12 protein-coding genes and 1 pseudogene are annotated in these 14020 nt (G+C 63.5%); 5 read left to right on the plus strand and 8 right to left on the minus strand.

The window, feature by feature from the left end; translation table 11 throughout:
- Nucleotides 1–144: 144 nt before the first annotated feature.
- From aqpZ to OKW27_RS28545, 3 genes are all read left to right on the plus strand, one after another.
- The gene (gene aqpZ, locus OKW27_RS28535) at nucleotides 145–885 is read left to right on the plus strand and encodes an aquaporin Z (RefSeq protein ID WP_184065992.1); all 741 of its coding nucleotides are present in this window, start codon (nucleotides 145–147) and stop codon (nucleotides 883–885) included.
- A gap of 173 nt (nucleotides 886–1058) precedes the next feature.
- The gene (locus OKW27_RS28540; protein WP_429335475.1) at nucleotides 1059–1826 is read left to right on the plus strand and encodes a histidine phosphatase family protein; all 768 of its coding nucleotides are present in this window, start codon (nucleotides 1059–1061) and stop codon (nucleotides 1824–1826) included.
- A gap of 288 nt (nucleotides 1827–2114) precedes the next feature.
- Nucleotides 2115–2408: a PXPV repeat protein gene (locus OKW27_RS28545; RefSeq protein WP_090802466.1), complete on the plus strand. Its 294-nt coding sequence runs from the start codon at nucleotides 2115–2117 to the stop codon at nucleotides 2406–2408.
- Nucleotides 2409–2509: 101 nt separating this feature from the next.
- On the opposite strand, the gene OKW27_RS28550 is transcribed toward OKW27_RS28545, so the two are convergent.
- Nucleotides 2510–3331, minus strand: a complete 822-nt coding sequence (locus OKW27_RS28550) for a Cof-type HAD-IIB family hydrolase (RefSeq protein WP_090802464.1) — start codon at nucleotides 3329–3331, stop codon at nucleotides 2510–2512.
- Between the two features lie 47 nt (nucleotides 3332–3378).
- Nucleotides 3379–4269, minus strand: coding sequence for a BadF/BadG/BcrA/BcrD ATPase family protein (locus OKW27_RS28555; RefSeq protein ID WP_090802463.1), 891 nt, complete (start codon nucleotides 4267–4269; stop codon nucleotides 3379–3381).
- Nucleotides 4270–4409: 140 nt separating this feature from the next.
- Between OKW27_RS28555 and OKW27_RS28560 the strand changes: the two genes are divergently transcribed.
- Both OKW27_RS28560 and OKW27_RS28565 read left to right on the plus strand, forming a co-directional pair.
- Nucleotides 4410–5006: a DNA-3-methyladenine glycosylase I gene (locus OKW27_RS28560; RefSeq protein ID WP_090802461.1), complete on the plus strand. Its 597-nt coding sequence runs from the start codon at nucleotides 4410–4412 to the stop codon at nucleotides 5004–5006.
- A gap of 162 nt (nucleotides 5007–5168) precedes the next feature.
- Nucleotides 5169–5593 (plus strand): annotated as a pseudogene (locus OKW27_RS28565) (hypothetical protein).
- A 101-nt stretch (nucleotides 5594–5694) separates the two neighbouring features.
- Here OKW27_RS28565 and rpsU read toward each other — a convergent pair.
- The 6 genes from rpsU to fliD all read right to left on the minus strand — a co-directional run bounded on the left by rpsU (nucleotide 5695) and on the right by fliD (nucleotide 14014).
- Entirely contained in the window at nucleotides 5695–5907 is a 213-nt protein-coding gene (gene rpsU / locus OKW27_RS28570) for a 30S ribosomal protein S21 (RefSeq protein ID WP_006050883.1), read from the minus strand.
- A gap of 418 nt (nucleotides 5908–6325) precedes the next feature.
- A complete protein-coding gene (locus OKW27_RS28575; RefSeq protein ID WP_090802459.1) occupies nucleotides 6326–7267 on the minus strand; it encodes an aldo/keto reductase in 942 nt (313 codons plus the stop codon).
- Between the two features lie 1142 nt (nucleotides 7268–8409).
- Nucleotides 8410–10869, minus strand: a complete 2460-nt coding sequence (locus OKW27_RS28580; protein WP_429335476.1) for a hypothetical protein — start codon at nucleotides 10867–10869, stop codon at nucleotides 8410–8412.
- The gene (locus OKW27_RS28585; RefSeq protein WP_429335477.1) at nucleotides 10788–11855 is read right to left on the minus strand and encodes a tetratricopeptide repeat protein; all 1068 of its coding nucleotides are present in this window, start codon (nucleotides 11853–11855) and stop codon (nucleotides 10788–10790) included. Before OKW27_RS28585 ends, OKW27_RS28580 begins: the two co-directional genes overlap by 82 nt.
- A 211-nt stretch (nucleotides 11856–12066) precedes the next feature.
- Nucleotides 12067–12366, minus strand: a complete 300-nt coding sequence (locus OKW27_RS28590; RefSeq protein ID WP_184051749.1) for a flagellar protein FliT — start codon at nucleotides 12364–12366, stop codon at nucleotides 12067–12069.
- A gap of 19 nt (nucleotides 12367–12385) precedes the next feature.
- A complete protein-coding gene (fliD, locus tag OKW27_RS28595; protein ID WP_429335478.1) occupies nucleotides 12386–14014 on the minus strand; it encodes a flagellar filament capping protein FliD in 1629 nt (542 codons plus the stop codon).
- Between the last annotated feature and the right edge of the window lie 6 nt (nucleotides 14015–14020).

Raw genomic sequence — 14020 nt, forward strand, 5'->3', positions numbered from 1 at the left:
GCAATAGTTTATAAATTCTGTGCGGATTGACAATCTTTGACACTCAATTTGGCGCTGTCTGCCTAGAATTGCGCGCTCAAGGTACGTACTCGCCCTTTTCGATGCGTGCTTCTGAAGTACCCATTCTTTTTAGGATCACCAAAAATGCAGTTGTCAAAGCGCCTCGTTGCCGAATTGCTCGGCACCTTCTGGCTCGTGCTCGGAGGCTGCGGCAGCGCGGTCCTCGCCGCCAACTTCGCCGGGCCGGTTCACGGATTGGGCATCGGCTTCGTCGGCGTGTCGCTGGCCTTCGGCCTGACCGTGCTGACGATGGCTTTTGCGATCGGCCACATTTCAGGCTGCCACCTGAATCCGGCGGTGAGCGTCGGACTGGCCGTCGCCGGCCGATTTCCGGTGCGCGATCTTCTGCCCTATGTCGTCGCGCAGGTGGTCGGCGCGGTGCTCGGCGCATTCGTACTGTCGCTGATCGCGTCGGGCAAGCCTGGCTTCGACCTGGTCGCGAGCGGCTTCGCGACGAACGGTTACGGCGAGCAATCGCCGGGTCACTACTCGCTCGCCGCTGCCTTCATTTGCGAAGTGGTCATGACTGGCTTCTTCCTGTTCGTGATTCTCGGCGCGACCGACCGCCGCGCGCCGGCCGGCTTCGCGCCCATCGCGATCGGCCTGTGCCTGACGCTGATCCATCTGGTCTCGATTCCTGTCACCAACACGTCGGTCAATCCGGCGCGCTCGACGGGCCCGGCGCTATTCGTCGGCGGCGTGGCGATCGATCAGCTGTGGCTGTTCTGGGTTGCGCCGATCATCGGTGCGGTGATCGCGGGTGTCGTCTATCCGCTGATCGCCGAGGATCGCAGCAGCGATGCGCGCAAGCTGGCGCTCGACTGACGGCCAGTTCGACGCCCCGGTCTCGCGATCGTCGCGTAGTGGGTATGAATGGGCGCCTCGGCGCCCATTATTCATTGCGCTCGCCAATGCGATATGAATGCCGCGCCGGCCGCGTGCCGGTGGGCACCGCTGCTAGAATCGGGCGACTTCCCAGCCTCGCACAGGTGTTTTCGATGAACCGTTTCCGCGGATTCCTGCATGGCGTCGCACTGTCGCTCGGCGGCCTGTGCGCGAGCACGATGGCGTGGCCGGCCGCGTCCGCGGCGACGAACACGGCGACCGTCGTTGCGACCGCGGCCCCCGTTGTTGCCGCGGCGGGCGGCAATATCGAAACCCTCATATTCGTTCGACACGGCGAGAAACCCGCGCAGGGGTACGGCCAGCTAGACTGCCAGGGGCTCAACCGTGCGCTCGCGTTGCCGGCCGTGATCGCCGCCAAATTCGGCAAGCCCGATGCGATCTACGCACCCGACCCCGGCCAGCAAAAAGACGACGGCGGTCATCCGTACTATTACGTGCGCCCGCTCGCGACGATCGAACCGACCGCGATTCAATTCCAGATGCCGGTCCAAACACCGTACGGTTTTGCGCAGATCGACCAGCTCGGCAACGCGCTCGTCGACCCGGCCAATCGCGGCAAGCTGATCGTCGTTGCCTGGGAGCACAAGCTGATCGAGAAGCTGTTGCGGCAGATGTTGAGCACGCATGGCGGTCGCGCGGCCGACGTGCCGAAATGGCAAAGCGACGACTTCGACAGCATTTATATCGTCCGACTCGACTGGCAGAACGGCACGCCGCGCGCGAGCTTCAAACACGATCGCGAAGGGCTCGACGGGCGGGCAACCGATTGCCCTTGCGCGGCCTTGCCGGGAGTGTCGGCATCTTCGGCAGGGGCGGCCTCTTCCGCAACTTCGGCCGCTTCGGCGCCCGCGGCGGATTAATTGAGCAATACAGATGTAAGCCGTGTTTACGTGCGCCGGCGCGGCAAGCGGCGTGCGTGCGCGACGAGCCGCCTGCCGGCTTGAATTGATCCGCCGCAAAGCCCCGTGCGGCGCGGCTGCAAGCGAAGTAAGGTATTTGCGCGCAACGTCCGCGCGAGCGTTTTTTTCTAGCTTCGATGACTTCGACGATGCTTGCAGTCCGTAACATCTGGTCGCAGTCCTGCCCGCCTCGAGTGCGTACATTGGTCCTGCGCGACAAACCTACGTCGCCTCACAGGAGAGACCAACATGAAACGCATCGTCACTCACTTGCTGGTTGCTGCCGGACTCGCGGCGGGCGCATGCGGTGTCGCGCAGGCGCATACGGATCTGAGCGTCGGCCTATCGCTCGGCGCCCCGGTTTATGCAGCGCCCGCGCGCGTCTACGCGGCGCCGGAGCCGGTGTATTACGGCGGCTGGGATCATCGCTACCCGCGTGGTGACTACTACCGCGACTATCACCGCGATGATCGCGGCTGGGGTCACGACAACCATCGCTGGGGTCATGACAATCGAGGCGAGCACCGCGGCTGGCGGGATTGACGAGCGCAAGCGGAGCGCACGCTGCGCGCTTCGGGAGGAACTTTTGCGGCCCGCATCCACGCGAGCGGATGCGGGCCGCTTTCAATCGCAGTGACCACGGTTCAAGATGCCAGTTCGTCGTTGAGCGCAAACAGTTTGCGCAGATGATGCGCAACGCCCGCCTCGAAATTGTTGCCGATGCGCGGCACATGCGGCAGACGGGTGATCAGATCGGGATTGGCGTTGTTCATCATGAATGGATGGCCGGCCGTCTCGAGCAGATCGATATCGTTCATGTTGTCGCCGAACGCGACGCAGTGCGACGCGTCGACACCGAGACGCTCGAGCACGATCTGCAGCGCGCGCCCCTTCGACACATTCGCGGTCATCACTTCGAGACAATCCGGCAATGAATACGTCACGTACAGTCGCTCGCCGAAGTCGCGTTCCAGATTGGCGGCCACCTGCGCGAGATCGGCGGGATCGCCGATATACAGCGCCTTGGCAATGTCGACGCCATCGTGCTTCGGCAGGTCGGTCACTTCGTACGTGAAGCCGGAATCCTGGTGAAATTCCAGCAGATGGGGCGCGTCGCGGTCGATGAGCCACGCCTCGTCTGCAAACAGACTGACGATCACTCGACCATGCGCGCCGACAATTTCGGGCTGCACGAGACGCTGAACGATCGCCGGCGGCAAATCGTCGGCGTGGATCACCGTGTTGCCAGGCGCGTGAATGCGCGCGCCGTTCGAGGTGATCAGATACGGATTGATGCCGAGCAGATCGCGGATGCCCGCGACGTCGCAGTAATGCCGCCCGGTGGCGATCACGAACTGCAGCCCGTCGCTTTCGAGCTTGCGCACCGTGGCGACCGTGAACGGGTCTACCTGGTGATCGGCATTGAGCAGTGTGCCGTCGAGATCCGTGGCGATGACTTTATACATGGTGAGTCCGGCGGCTGAACCGTCGAGGCAGCGGCAAAGCGGGTATTTTACAGGTCTCCCCGAGCCAGCCGCTGCGCCTCGCGCCGCGCCAGTTGCAAGCCGCCATGCGCCGAATCCGCGCGCGGCTCGCGCAGGCGCGCCTGATACGCCTGCGGCACGTACTCGCGCAACGGCGTACCGAGGCCTCCGCATAACGCGACCGGCAGCGCGCCCGTCGCGTCCAGCGCGGCGATCATCTTGCCGACTTCGACGCCGGCCTCGCCGAGCAGCCGCGCCGCGAACGGATGTGCGCGGTGTTCGATCGCGATCGGCGCGAGCCGCGCGTAGGCAGTCTGATTGGCCGTGCACAGCCACACGACGAGACTGTCGCGATCCCGCGCGCCGGTATGCGCGAGCAGCGCTTGCGTGAGATCGTCGACGGCAACGCGGCCATCCAGCGCCTGTTGCGCGTGCACGATCAGCCGAAGGCCGAGCCATGCGCCGCTCGCTTCGTCGCCCGATGGAAAGCCGTAGCCGCTGGCCATGCGGAATTCGCCGTCGCTCGCGAGCGAAGCCGCGACGCTGCCGGTGCCGAGTGCGACGATCACGCCGGGCGCGCCGTCGTGCGCGCCGAGCAGGGTCGTGTAGGCGTCGGTTTCGACGGCCAGTCCGGCGAGCCGCGGCGCCTGCTGGTGAAACTCGGCGAGCCAGTCGCGATTGTTGACGCCCGCCAGTCCGCAACCGAGCACGCAGCGCGACCAGTCCAGCGCGACTCCGGCTCGCTGGAACGCTTCGCCGCAGGCGGCCTGAATGGACTGCCATGCGCGCGGGATGCCGAGCCCAAGGCCCGATGGGCCGCTTGCCGCTTGCACCAGTTCGCGACCCTGCGCGTCGGCGAGCACGACGCGCGTGCCGGTGCCGCCGCCGTCGACGCCGATCAGAAAGAAGTCGTGGTTCATCGAATCGAATCAGTTCCGTGGGTGAATAACGCTTAGCGTGGCAGGTCAGTTTGAATCGCACAATTAGCCGATTGGCCAGCTTGCGGCGCACACCGCTTCCGCTATGCTGGCGAACGACATGACCAGGCGGGGGCACGACAGTGACACAACGATGCAACTGGGTATCGAGCGAAGCGCTCGCACGGTACCACGACACCGAATGGGGTGTGCCCTCGCGCGACGACCAGCACCTGTTCGAGATGCTCGTGCTCGAAGGCGCGCAGGCCGGTTTGTCATGGTCGACGATCCTCAACAAGCGCATCGGCTACCGTCGTGCATTCGCCGACTTCGACATCGACAAGGTCGCGGCCTTCACGCCGAAGCGCGTGGATGCGCTCGTCGCCGATGAAAGCATCGTTCGACATCGCGGCAAAATCGAGGCGGCCATCCTGAACGCGCGCGCTGTGCAGCAGATTCAGGCCGAACATGGCTCGCTCGCGAACTTCGTGTGGTCATTCGTCGACGACACGCCGATTCAAAACGAATGGACTTCGTATAAGCATGCACCTGCGTCGACGGAAGTATCCGACGCGCTAAGCAAGGCGCTCAAGCGCTACGGCTGCAAATTTGTCGGTTCGACGATCTGCTACGCATTCATGCAGGCGATCGGCATGGTCAACGATCATGAGACGACCTGCATGTGTCGTGAGCGATGCGTGTCGCTGGGCAAGAAGGGGCGTGGTCGGAAGGCGAGGTGAGGCCACGGCGTCCGCGGGACGCGCAAACGCGTGAATTGGCGCCCTTTCATGCTCGTAGTCGGCCCTTCGTCGGACGACGCACGGCGGATACTCGTCGCCATGCGCTCAGGCGATGCGCGCTCAACAACAAATAACTACCGCCTCGGACGCGGGAGACCAACCATGAAAACACTTAGCTTCCTGACCCACCAGGACATTTACGATCAGTCCGTCACGCATCTGTTCGAACAGAAACGCGCTGCATTGCTACTGAGGGCGTCGGCGCCTGCCGCGGCTATTGCGGCGGCTGCCCGGTCGGCACCCTGATCAAGCCGCGCGATTACATGACCGCAATGGAAGGCGTTCCGGTGCGCTTCATCGGCAAGCCACCGGCCGAAGTGCCCGCTTACATGGATGTCGGCTTGGCCGCGCTGAAAAAAGCGCTGCTTCGCGCCCGCATCAACGTATACGACCCGGTGACCATCGCCTTGCTCAGTTGCCTGCAAAACGTGCACGACGTGTTCGGCACATGGGAGTGGCACGACCGGCTGGGCTCGATCGCGCGCGAGTTCAGGCCGTCGGCCGAGCGGCTGAGGAGCGCGGCGTAACGGCTGCACGCAGGGGCAAAATCCGACGCTATAAAAGCAAAACGGCGATGTGGCTTCTTTCGAAGCCCACACCGCCGTTCGGCGTATCTAAAAAAGCGTGTTCAGTGCAGCTTTTTCGGCAGCATCTGGCTGCGCAGACGCTTGTGCAGGCGCTTAACAGCTGCTGCCTTCTTGCGCTTGCGAGCCGTGGTCGGCTTTTCGTACGACTGGCGTTCACGCAGTTCAGCGATCAGGCCATTCTTTTCGATTGCGCGACGAAAGCGGCGAATTGCCACTTCGAACGGCTCGTTTTCCTTCAGAAGAATCGTCGTCATGTAATTCCTAACTCAATCACTAGATACGGGTTTAATTGCATGGCGGTAACCGCTCAGGTCACCACTCACGCGCCGGCCCTCCGGTCGCTCCGATTCATGGCCAGTAACAGGCAAACGCGAGGCTGATAAACAACCCCGGCCAAACCACGAATGAAGCGAGAGGCAAAGCGGCCACGGAGGCCGGAAAAGAGAGGTGGGGAGTTCACCGCGGAACGCGGACAGACGTAATGCAAAAGCCGCGTCAGTTGCCGTTTCGCCAACCTTTCATCAACGAAGAACACTGACGAAACAGGCAAAGATCTCAATTCACTCCCGATCATATCAGGAAACTCTCCATCCTACCAGGGGTTTACCGATTGCGCCAGGCTATTCCCTGGCGCGGATCGCCCCCGCGTTGGCGGCCGAGGTGTTCGCCTTATCAGGCGCTCGCTTCGTCCAGCTCACGAATATCGTCGGCGGAGAGGGATAGCTGGACGGCCGCGACCAGGCTCTTCAACTGCTGGACCGAGGTTGCGCTCGCAATAGGGGCCGTAACGCTCGGGCGCGCGATCAGCCATGCAAGCGCGATCGCGGCCGGCGTGCTGCCGTGCCGTTGCGCGACGCGGTCGAGCGCGCCGAGAATCCGCAAGCCGCGCCCGTTCAGGTATTTTTCGACCCGGCTCCCGCGCGCCTTGCCGGCCAGATCGGCCTCGCTGCGGTATTTGCCTGACAGGAACCCGCTCGCGAGGCTGTAATAAACGACCACGCCGAGATGATTCGCGAGCGCCACCGGCTCGCTGTCGCTCTCGTATTGCGCGCGGTCGTACAGGTTGTATTCGGGCTGCAGCAACTGATACCCGGGCAGCCCGTGCTCGCGCGATACCGCGAGCGCTTCCTCGACGCGCGCGCCACTATAGTTAGACGCGCCGATCACGCGCACCTTGCCCGCCTCGATCAGCTTCTGATACGCACCGAGCGTTTCGGCGAGCGGCGTCGCGGTGTCGTCGTCGTGGGAGAAATAGACGTCGATGTAATCGGTTTGCAGGCGGCGCAGCGAGTCTTCGACCGCCGCCTGGATATTTGCGGCCGATAGCCCCTTGCGCTGCGGATGCTTCGACACCTTGGTCGCAAGCACGATCCGCTCGCGCTTGCCGCTCTGATGGAACCACTTGCCGAGGATCGTCTCCGACTCGCCGCCCTGGTTGCCGGGCACCCAGGCCGAGTAGACATCGGCGGTGTCGATGAAATTGAGTCCGGCTTCAACGAACGCGTCGAGGATCGAGAAAGAGGTGGCTTCATCGGCCGTCCAGCCGAATACGTTGCCGCCGAACATGAGCGGGGCGACTTGCAACGAGGAAGTGCCGATCCTGCGTAGTTCCATGATGGCTCCAGGTATGAGTGGGCGAACGCAATGCGGGAAATGGCCGGGCAAACCCGGGACCGTTGAGCATACGCCGCCTTGCACTACGTTGCAGCCCCGGGCACGAAGGCTACGCCGCATGCCTCGCGCTTGAACGCGGTCGATGCATGGCGCAAAAGATGGCGCAATAGTTTGCGCGCGTCTCAAGTTTATTCAGAACACCGCTGGTGTTCACGAATGCCGCCGGCGGCAGCGTCACGAACAACCGCGACGCGGGCACGCGCTACGTGCAGGTGTCGGTCCCGCGGCAGATCACGATCATCGACAACGGTCAGACGGTGTTCCAGATCCAGAGCGTGCAGGCAGACGGCTCCGCCTACGTCGCCGCGGCCGGCTCGTCCAATCAGGGCAAGGGCACGTTAGGCACGTACACAGACGTCTCGGTAATTGTGGCCGGCTCCGTCTTGAGCGTCCCGATCTCGAGTACGCCCGAAGGACGGCGACGCGATCAGCGTGACGCCCGGCAATGCGAGCGCCAACAGGCAACACGCCTGCGGGTACGGCGGCGTTCGATAACGCGCTCACGACGGGCGAGGCGCGGCTCTGCAACTCGTACTCGAACGTGGTCACGATCCTGGCTTCGGTAGGCGGAGGCGTCGCAGAAAACCTTCTCGTCCGCGCAGAACCTGTCGCTCTTCCAATACATCAATCCCTGGTGTGGGCGAGAGGCTGGCACACGCCGCCAGGCACACCAGCCTCCCCGCAAGCGCAGCCGCACAGCGCATATTTTTCAAGCGCGCTCCCAAAGCGCCCGCTCAGCCCCTTGGTCGTAGCGCCGCTGCCACGCACCCCAGCCCCTCGACAAAGCTCGCGCTGCTCGATGCGCTGCCGCCGGAATTGCGCGTCGGTCTCGTTTGGCGGGGCAAGCCGCAACATCACAACGACGCAAACCGGTCGTTGCCGGCGGTCGCGTTGCTCGCGCCACTCTGGCGGAAGAGGTGGTCGAGCGGGTGCGGGAGAGGTTGGCTAGTTGGCCCTCATTAAGTGCACGCCCATGGCTACGGGATACCAGGCATTAGCACCGCCGATAGTCTGTCGCCTGAACTACTGCTCTACCCCACGTGCCCGCAACAAAGCTTTAGTTGACCGACCAGGCGCAATGGTCACTTCAGGAACGTGGACCATGCCTGGTGTTTGCGGTAGTACTGATCCTCCGCAGCATCCAGTCCGTTGTCCTTGTACCAGGGCAGATGCCTGCACGTGTACCGTCCACCGAAACGCACCGCAGCCAGATGAGTTTCGCGGCGGAAGTACCGCTTGTTGTAGACCGCAAAGGTCGTATCGATCGGCGCGCGAAAGATCGGGTCACCGTTGGCGCTCGCCGCGATCTGCTGTTGCCAGAAGCGTGCTTCCCAGTCGATCAGCCCATAGTTCTTCACGCCGTCCGACTGCATGATGGAGAGTGCTTTCTCGTCCATCAGCGCGGGTTGCGAGATGTCGAGAGCAAAGCCGGCCTTGCCGATTTTCAAAGCTTCCGTGGCGTCTATCAGGTCGAACAGGAAAGTATCGGGCAACTCGGGATTCAGTTCGAGATCGGGATCGGTAATGCAGAAAATGTCCGGCAGCCGGTGATAGATGACGTCTGAAAGCAAGAACGCGCGCGGCCCGACATTGTGGTCGAGCCGTGCGACGCTCACCGTATCCTGGATGCTGGCGAGGTAGTCGAGCATACCGGGGGCGCTCGATGCGTTGTCCACGACGATGAGATTGCGCAATCCTCTGCCTTGGAGCTGCGACACCATCCGGCGCAGATATGTGACGTTGTTAAAAGTCGGGATCAGAACCGGCACGTTGGCGATCAGGGCGCCGACTGGATGCCGGTATTGCCGGCTATCCGCCCTGAGCGCTGCCAGCTCGCTCGCTGGCTCAGCCTGGTTGACCGGCGCGATGCGCTCAAGATCGCTCACGTATTGTGAGACTCGGCTCAGTTCCTGGCGGATGTTCCTGTCGTTCGGCAGCAGAGTATTGGCCTTGCGCAAAGGCTCCAGTGCCTCAAAGGGTTTCCCTTGCTGCCGTAGCGACGTCGCCAGCATGTGCCATGCCTTGCCGATTTCTGGCAAGAGCGTGGTGAACTGGCGGGCTACAGCTTCGGCCTCGGCAAACTGCTGCTTGTCGAGCAGGAGCGTGAGCGTATCGACGAATTCACCGGCCAGCGCGGCGCGCTGCTCGGGCGACAGGCCTGCTGGGCTGTCCCCGGCGGTGTGCGCATTGCTGACATGCGCCAGAACCTCGAAATGCTCAGGCTCCAGTCCGTCGCACCACCGCTGCCACATGATGCGAAACGCGCGCGAGGCGGCGTTGGAGATCGCGGCGGCGTCGATCAGGACCGACTGTCTACAGTACTCGCGCAGCTCGCCGCGCACTACCGCGAGCGCTTCGGGGTCGGCGGCCAGCGCGGCGCACTTGCGCACGAAGTCGTCCTTGTCCTGCGCAACGAAGGCTGAGTCGAGCCCGAGGTGCGAGAGCCACCCCGTGCTGCCGCGGCTCGCCATCGAAACGCCGGGCAGGGTCATGGTGGGCACGCCCATCCACAACGCTTGCATGGTCGTGGTCGAATTGCCGAAGGGCAACGTGTCGAGACAGACGTCGATCAGATTGTGCTGCTGCAGGTAAGTCGGAACATTCCCGCGCTGCAGAAAACTGATACGGCTCAAGTCGATCCCTTCGCTCGCGAACAGCCCGGTCAGCTTGTCCATCTGCTCCCGTGCCGTAATCGCGCCGATGACCATGCGCGAATCCGGTACCTCGCGCAGCACGCGTGCCCAGAGCGCCACGACTTCAGGCCCGATCTTGACGATGCGGCTGAAGCTGCCGAACGTGATGAAGCCGTTTTTCAGGGCAGGTAACTCGTTGACGTCCGGCGCTTGCGGGTGCGGCTTGAACGGCGCGAGCGCCGGCAGGAACACGAGCTTTTCCGAGAACTGGCGCTCGAATTGTTCGAGCGGCGTGACAAAACGGTCCGACAGGTAATAGTCGACGGCATCCAGGCCCGTCGTGGCCGGATTGCCGATCCAGCTCGCCTGGACCGGCGCCGGCTTGTGCGCGAAGGCCACGAGCCGGTTGCGGCCGGTATGGCCGGACAGGTCGATGAGGATATCGATGCCGTCGTCGCGGATCTTCTGCACGACTGCGTCGTCGCTCATGCCGAAGATTTCGCTCCACGTCTGCGCATGCGCACGAATCTGCTCGGTGAAGCCGTCGGTCACCGCGTAGTTCGAATAGATGTGCAGTGACAGACTCGAATCGAGCGCCAGATGCTCTAGCACCGACAGGAAGAAATACGCAACCGGGTGACCGAGCAGATCGCCGGAAACAAAACCGACTCGCAGGCGCCGCGACGGATCGCGGTCATTGGTGTGCCGGGGCCGACGCGCACGCAGCGGCGCTTCGTGGCGCGCTGCAAACTCGCGGAACTCCGCGAATGCGCTGAGCGCATCGAGGTCCGGCTTGTGCATCAGGTTGAACAGCAGGTTGCTGTGGGTTATCGCCTGCATCGGTGCCAGTTCGAGCGCACGGCGGAAGGCGGTTTCGGCTTCGTCGTACAGACCATGCTTGAGCAACAAGAGGGCAAACGCGTCGTACTAACGAGGGCGTCGTTCGGCGCCAGTTCCACGGCACGGCGGAGATGGACGATCCCCTCGGCGTACCGGCCCATCTCCTGTAAGGCGGTACCCAGGTTGCGATGTAGCACGGCGCTTTCGGGATATTTTTCGAGCGCTTGGCGGCAATGCGTTTCGGCTTGCTGATACTGGCGGGTGGTGATCAGCCCGTCAGTCAGCATCGTCCGGGCGGCAATGAAGTTGGGCAGCAAGCGGGCGGCGTGCTCGGCTGCCTCGACGGACTCGTTGTAGCGGCCCGTGCGTTGCAGGACACGCCCAAGTTCGTACCAGCATTCGCCATGCGACGGATATTGATGCGTCAGGCGGCGGGACACATTCAGCGCCGCTTCGAATTTCCCGCTGTTGAAGAGATGCTGGAGCTGGCGCATCTCCTTGAGGCTTGCGCGGCGCGTATCGAGCTTCACGCGCTCGTCCGTATCGGATGCCGCAGGGGGGCGCGAGTCGCTCCCGCTCGCATCAGCCTGGGGAGCGGGAGCGGTCGCAGCCTCGGGCTCCGGCGTGGCCGGGAGCGGCGCTTCTTCCCCACTGATGCGCGCGTGCAGCATCTGGACGGCCGCCTCGGGCAGGCCTTGATGCCGCGCGAGGTCGAGCACGACGCGCGCCGCCTCGGTCTGCTGGCTGGCGACGAGGGCGTTGATGTAGTAGACCCAGATCTGCCCATTTTTCGGCATCTGCCCAAGCGCCGCCTCGAAATGCGGCACTGCTTCGGAGGGCCGCCCCGTTTGCACGAGCAGCACGCCGAGGTGGTAGTGCGCGTCGGGGTGATCGCTCGCGGCCTCCAGGACGGAGGCATAGCGCGCGGCCGCCTCGTCATATTCCTGCTGGCGATGATGTTCGATCGCGCGCTGCATGGTGAGCGAAATGTCTTGATTCTGCTGCAATTTGGCAGCAGGTGTGGCGGTGCAGCCCGGAGAGAGGAAGGCGGTCATGACGAAGGCGCGCGTACGCGTCAAGAGCTCGGAACGTTCGAATTATGGGCGGCGGCCAATTACGCCGATCGTCCGAGCTAGCGCCAAAACGGCCGCCAATTTGCCTTCGATGAACTCTCAGGGCAAAGAAACGGAAAAGAAAAAGCCCGCACAAGGCGGGCCAGAGTACGCCATTGCGCCGCGAAGGACGCAATGAACCGTTGCTCCTGCTTCAGTACCGCGCCATGCTCAAATACTGCCCGGCGTTGCGGCTCGCTTGCATGCTCGCCTGATACTCGGCGCCCAGCACCTGCTGCGCGGCCTGCGCGGCCTCGACGATGCGGCTGTCGATCTCGTGGATCTCCTTGAGCCGCACGATGACCTCCTGCGGCTGGGGCGCGCCGAGCGCCGTCAGGAGGGGCGAGCGCTCGTCCGCGAGCTGCGCGGCCCGCTCCCACTCGCCAACAGCGACCGCCAGTTCGAGGTCTTTCGTTATCTGCCAGATGCGCTCGATCGGGGCGACGTTCTGCATGGCTCGCTCCTCGTCGCGCTCAGCTCTTGTTCGTGGCGAGCGCGCCTGCGCTGTTGGTGCCACCGAACAGTTGCGTGAGGTATTGCGAGTTGTTGTTCATCGTTGCCATCAGTGAGTTGAGCGCTGTGAACTGCGCGGTATACATACTGGTGAGCTGAGCCTGCCACGCTGTAAGCGTCGTCTGCTGGTTCGAGAGGCTAGTCAGGTCGGCGTTGATCGCGTCCGTACGGTTTTGAATGATGCCGCCGGACGAGGTGTAGTTTGTGATGCTGTCGTCCAGTTGCGCGGCGATGCCGTTGGTCGAATTGAACAGCGAGGCTACAACCGACTGGTTGTTCTGCAACGCATTGCTGAGCGTCGTGTTGTCCACCGACAGCGTGCCGTCCGCCTGGAGCGTAATGCCGATCGCGGCAAGCGTCGTCTGCGAGGTGCCGGTGCCCACGCCGCCGCTCACGATCTTGGCGAGCTGGTTCTGGATCGTGCTCAACGTGGAATCGCCGATTAGCACGCCCTGCGACGTCGAGTTCGCGTTGTACGCCGTCAGCGCCCCCATCGTCGTGACGAGCGTGTTGTAGAGGCTGACGAAATTGTTGATCGCCGAGGACTCCGCGCTGGTGTTCTGCGCGATCGTGAGCGTCTGCGTGGTGCCGACCGCCGCTGCCGTGAGGTTCAGCGTCACGCCGGACACGGCCGTCGTCACGGAGTTCGAGGAGCTGGTTACGCCTACGCCGCCGAGCGTGAAGTACGCATCCTGGGCGGCCTGCGTCTGGGTCCAGCCTGTGCCGGAAATGGTCGACTGGCTGGGGTTGTAGGTCTCCGGGTTGCCGTTGCTATCGAGAACCGGGTTGCCACTGCTATCCAAAACTTGAGCGGTGAGGTCGCTCGCGCTGGAGATCGCCTTGCCGTTGGTGGTCGTCACCGCGAGCTTGTTCAGGCCGTCGGTCGAGCTCGAATCGTTGATCGCGATGCTGATGCCGCTCGACGCGCCGGTCGAGGTCGATTGCAGCACGAGATGCGCGCCGTCCGCGCCGGTCACCACGGTCGCGACCACGCCGGGATTGTCGTTGGCCGAATTGATCGCCGATGCAATGCCGGCAATCGTGCTGTTCGAGCTATTCAGGGAAATCGTGCTGGTCTTGCCGTTGACCGTCAGGGCCATCGTGGCCGCGCCGGAAGCCAGGTTTTTGGTCGAGCTGTAGCCCGCCGAGGTGAGCACTTGCGACGTGGCGACCTGCGCCACATTGAGCGAGTACGAACCTGCCACCGCGCCCGTGCTGGCCGTGGCGGTAACGCCGCTGCCGCTCAAGGTGGACGAGAACGAGTTGAGCGTCGCACCGTCGCTGAGCGGCTCGGCGGCGGCCTGCAACGCGGACAGTGCCGCGGAGAGCGTGCCGTAGGCCGAGATCAGCGTGTTGTCCGCAGTCTGCTCGGCAGCGATGGTCGCGGCCTGGCCGGCAGACTTCGAGTTGACGAGCGCGGTAACGAGCGAACTTGTGTCCATCGACGAATTGGTCGAGCCGCTAATGATCGACTGGGCGGCTGCCTGCACCGTGGCGTTGGCGTCGGCTGTCGTGGTGGCGACTGCACTCGCGATCGCGCTGGTGGTGGATCCGGTTACGGTGGAGGTCGATCCGGTTACGGTGGACATGAGGAG

The organism is Paraburkholderia sp. 35.1 (assembly GCF_050436525.1).
Classification (GTDB): Bacteria; Pseudomonadota; Gammaproteobacteria; order Burkholderiales; family Burkholderiaceae; genus Paraburkholderia; species Paraburkholderia tuberum.

Excerpts from the sequence above, each read along its gene's own strand:
- aqpZ (WP_184065992.1), top strand. The coding sequence starts at position 145 with ATGCAGTTGTCAAAGCGCCTCGTTGCCGAATTGCTCGGCACCTTCTGG.
- OKW27_RS28540 (WP_429335475.1), top strand. The coding sequence starts at position 1,059 with ATGAACCGTTTCCGCGGATTCCTGCATGGCGTCGCACTGTCGCTCGGC.
- OKW27_RS28545 (WP_090802466.1), top strand. The coding sequence starts at position 2,115 with ATGAAACGCATCGTCACTCACTTGCTGGTTGCTGCCGGACTCGCGGCG.
- OKW27_RS28550 (WP_090802464.1), bottom strand. The coding sequence starts at position 3,331 with ATGTATAAAGTCATCGCCACGGATCTCGACGGCACACTGCTCAATGCC.
- OKW27_RS28555 (WP_090802463.1), bottom strand. The coding sequence starts at position 4,269 with ATGAACCACGACTTCTTTCTGATCGGCGTCGACGGCGGCGGCACCGGC.
- rpsU (WP_006050883.1), bottom strand. The coding sequence starts at position 5,907 with ATGACGACGATTCTTCTGAAGGAAAACGAGCCGTTCGAAGTGGCAATT.
- OKW27_RS28575 (WP_090802459.1), bottom strand. The coding sequence starts at position 7,267 with ATGGAACTACGCAGGATCGGCACTTCCTCGTTGCAAGTCGCCCCGCTC.
- OKW27_RS28585 (WP_429335477.1), bottom strand. The coding sequence starts at position 11,855 with ATGACCGCCTTCCTCTCTCCGGGCTGCACCGCCACACCTGCTGCCAAA.
- OKW27_RS28590 (WP_184051749.1), bottom strand. The coding sequence starts at position 12,366 with ATGCAGAACGTCGCCCCGATCGAGCGCATCTGGCAGATAACGAAAGAC.
- fliD (WP_429335478.1), bottom strand. The coding sequence starts at position 14,014 with ATGTCCACCGTAACCGGATCGACCTCCACCGTAACCGGATCCACCACC.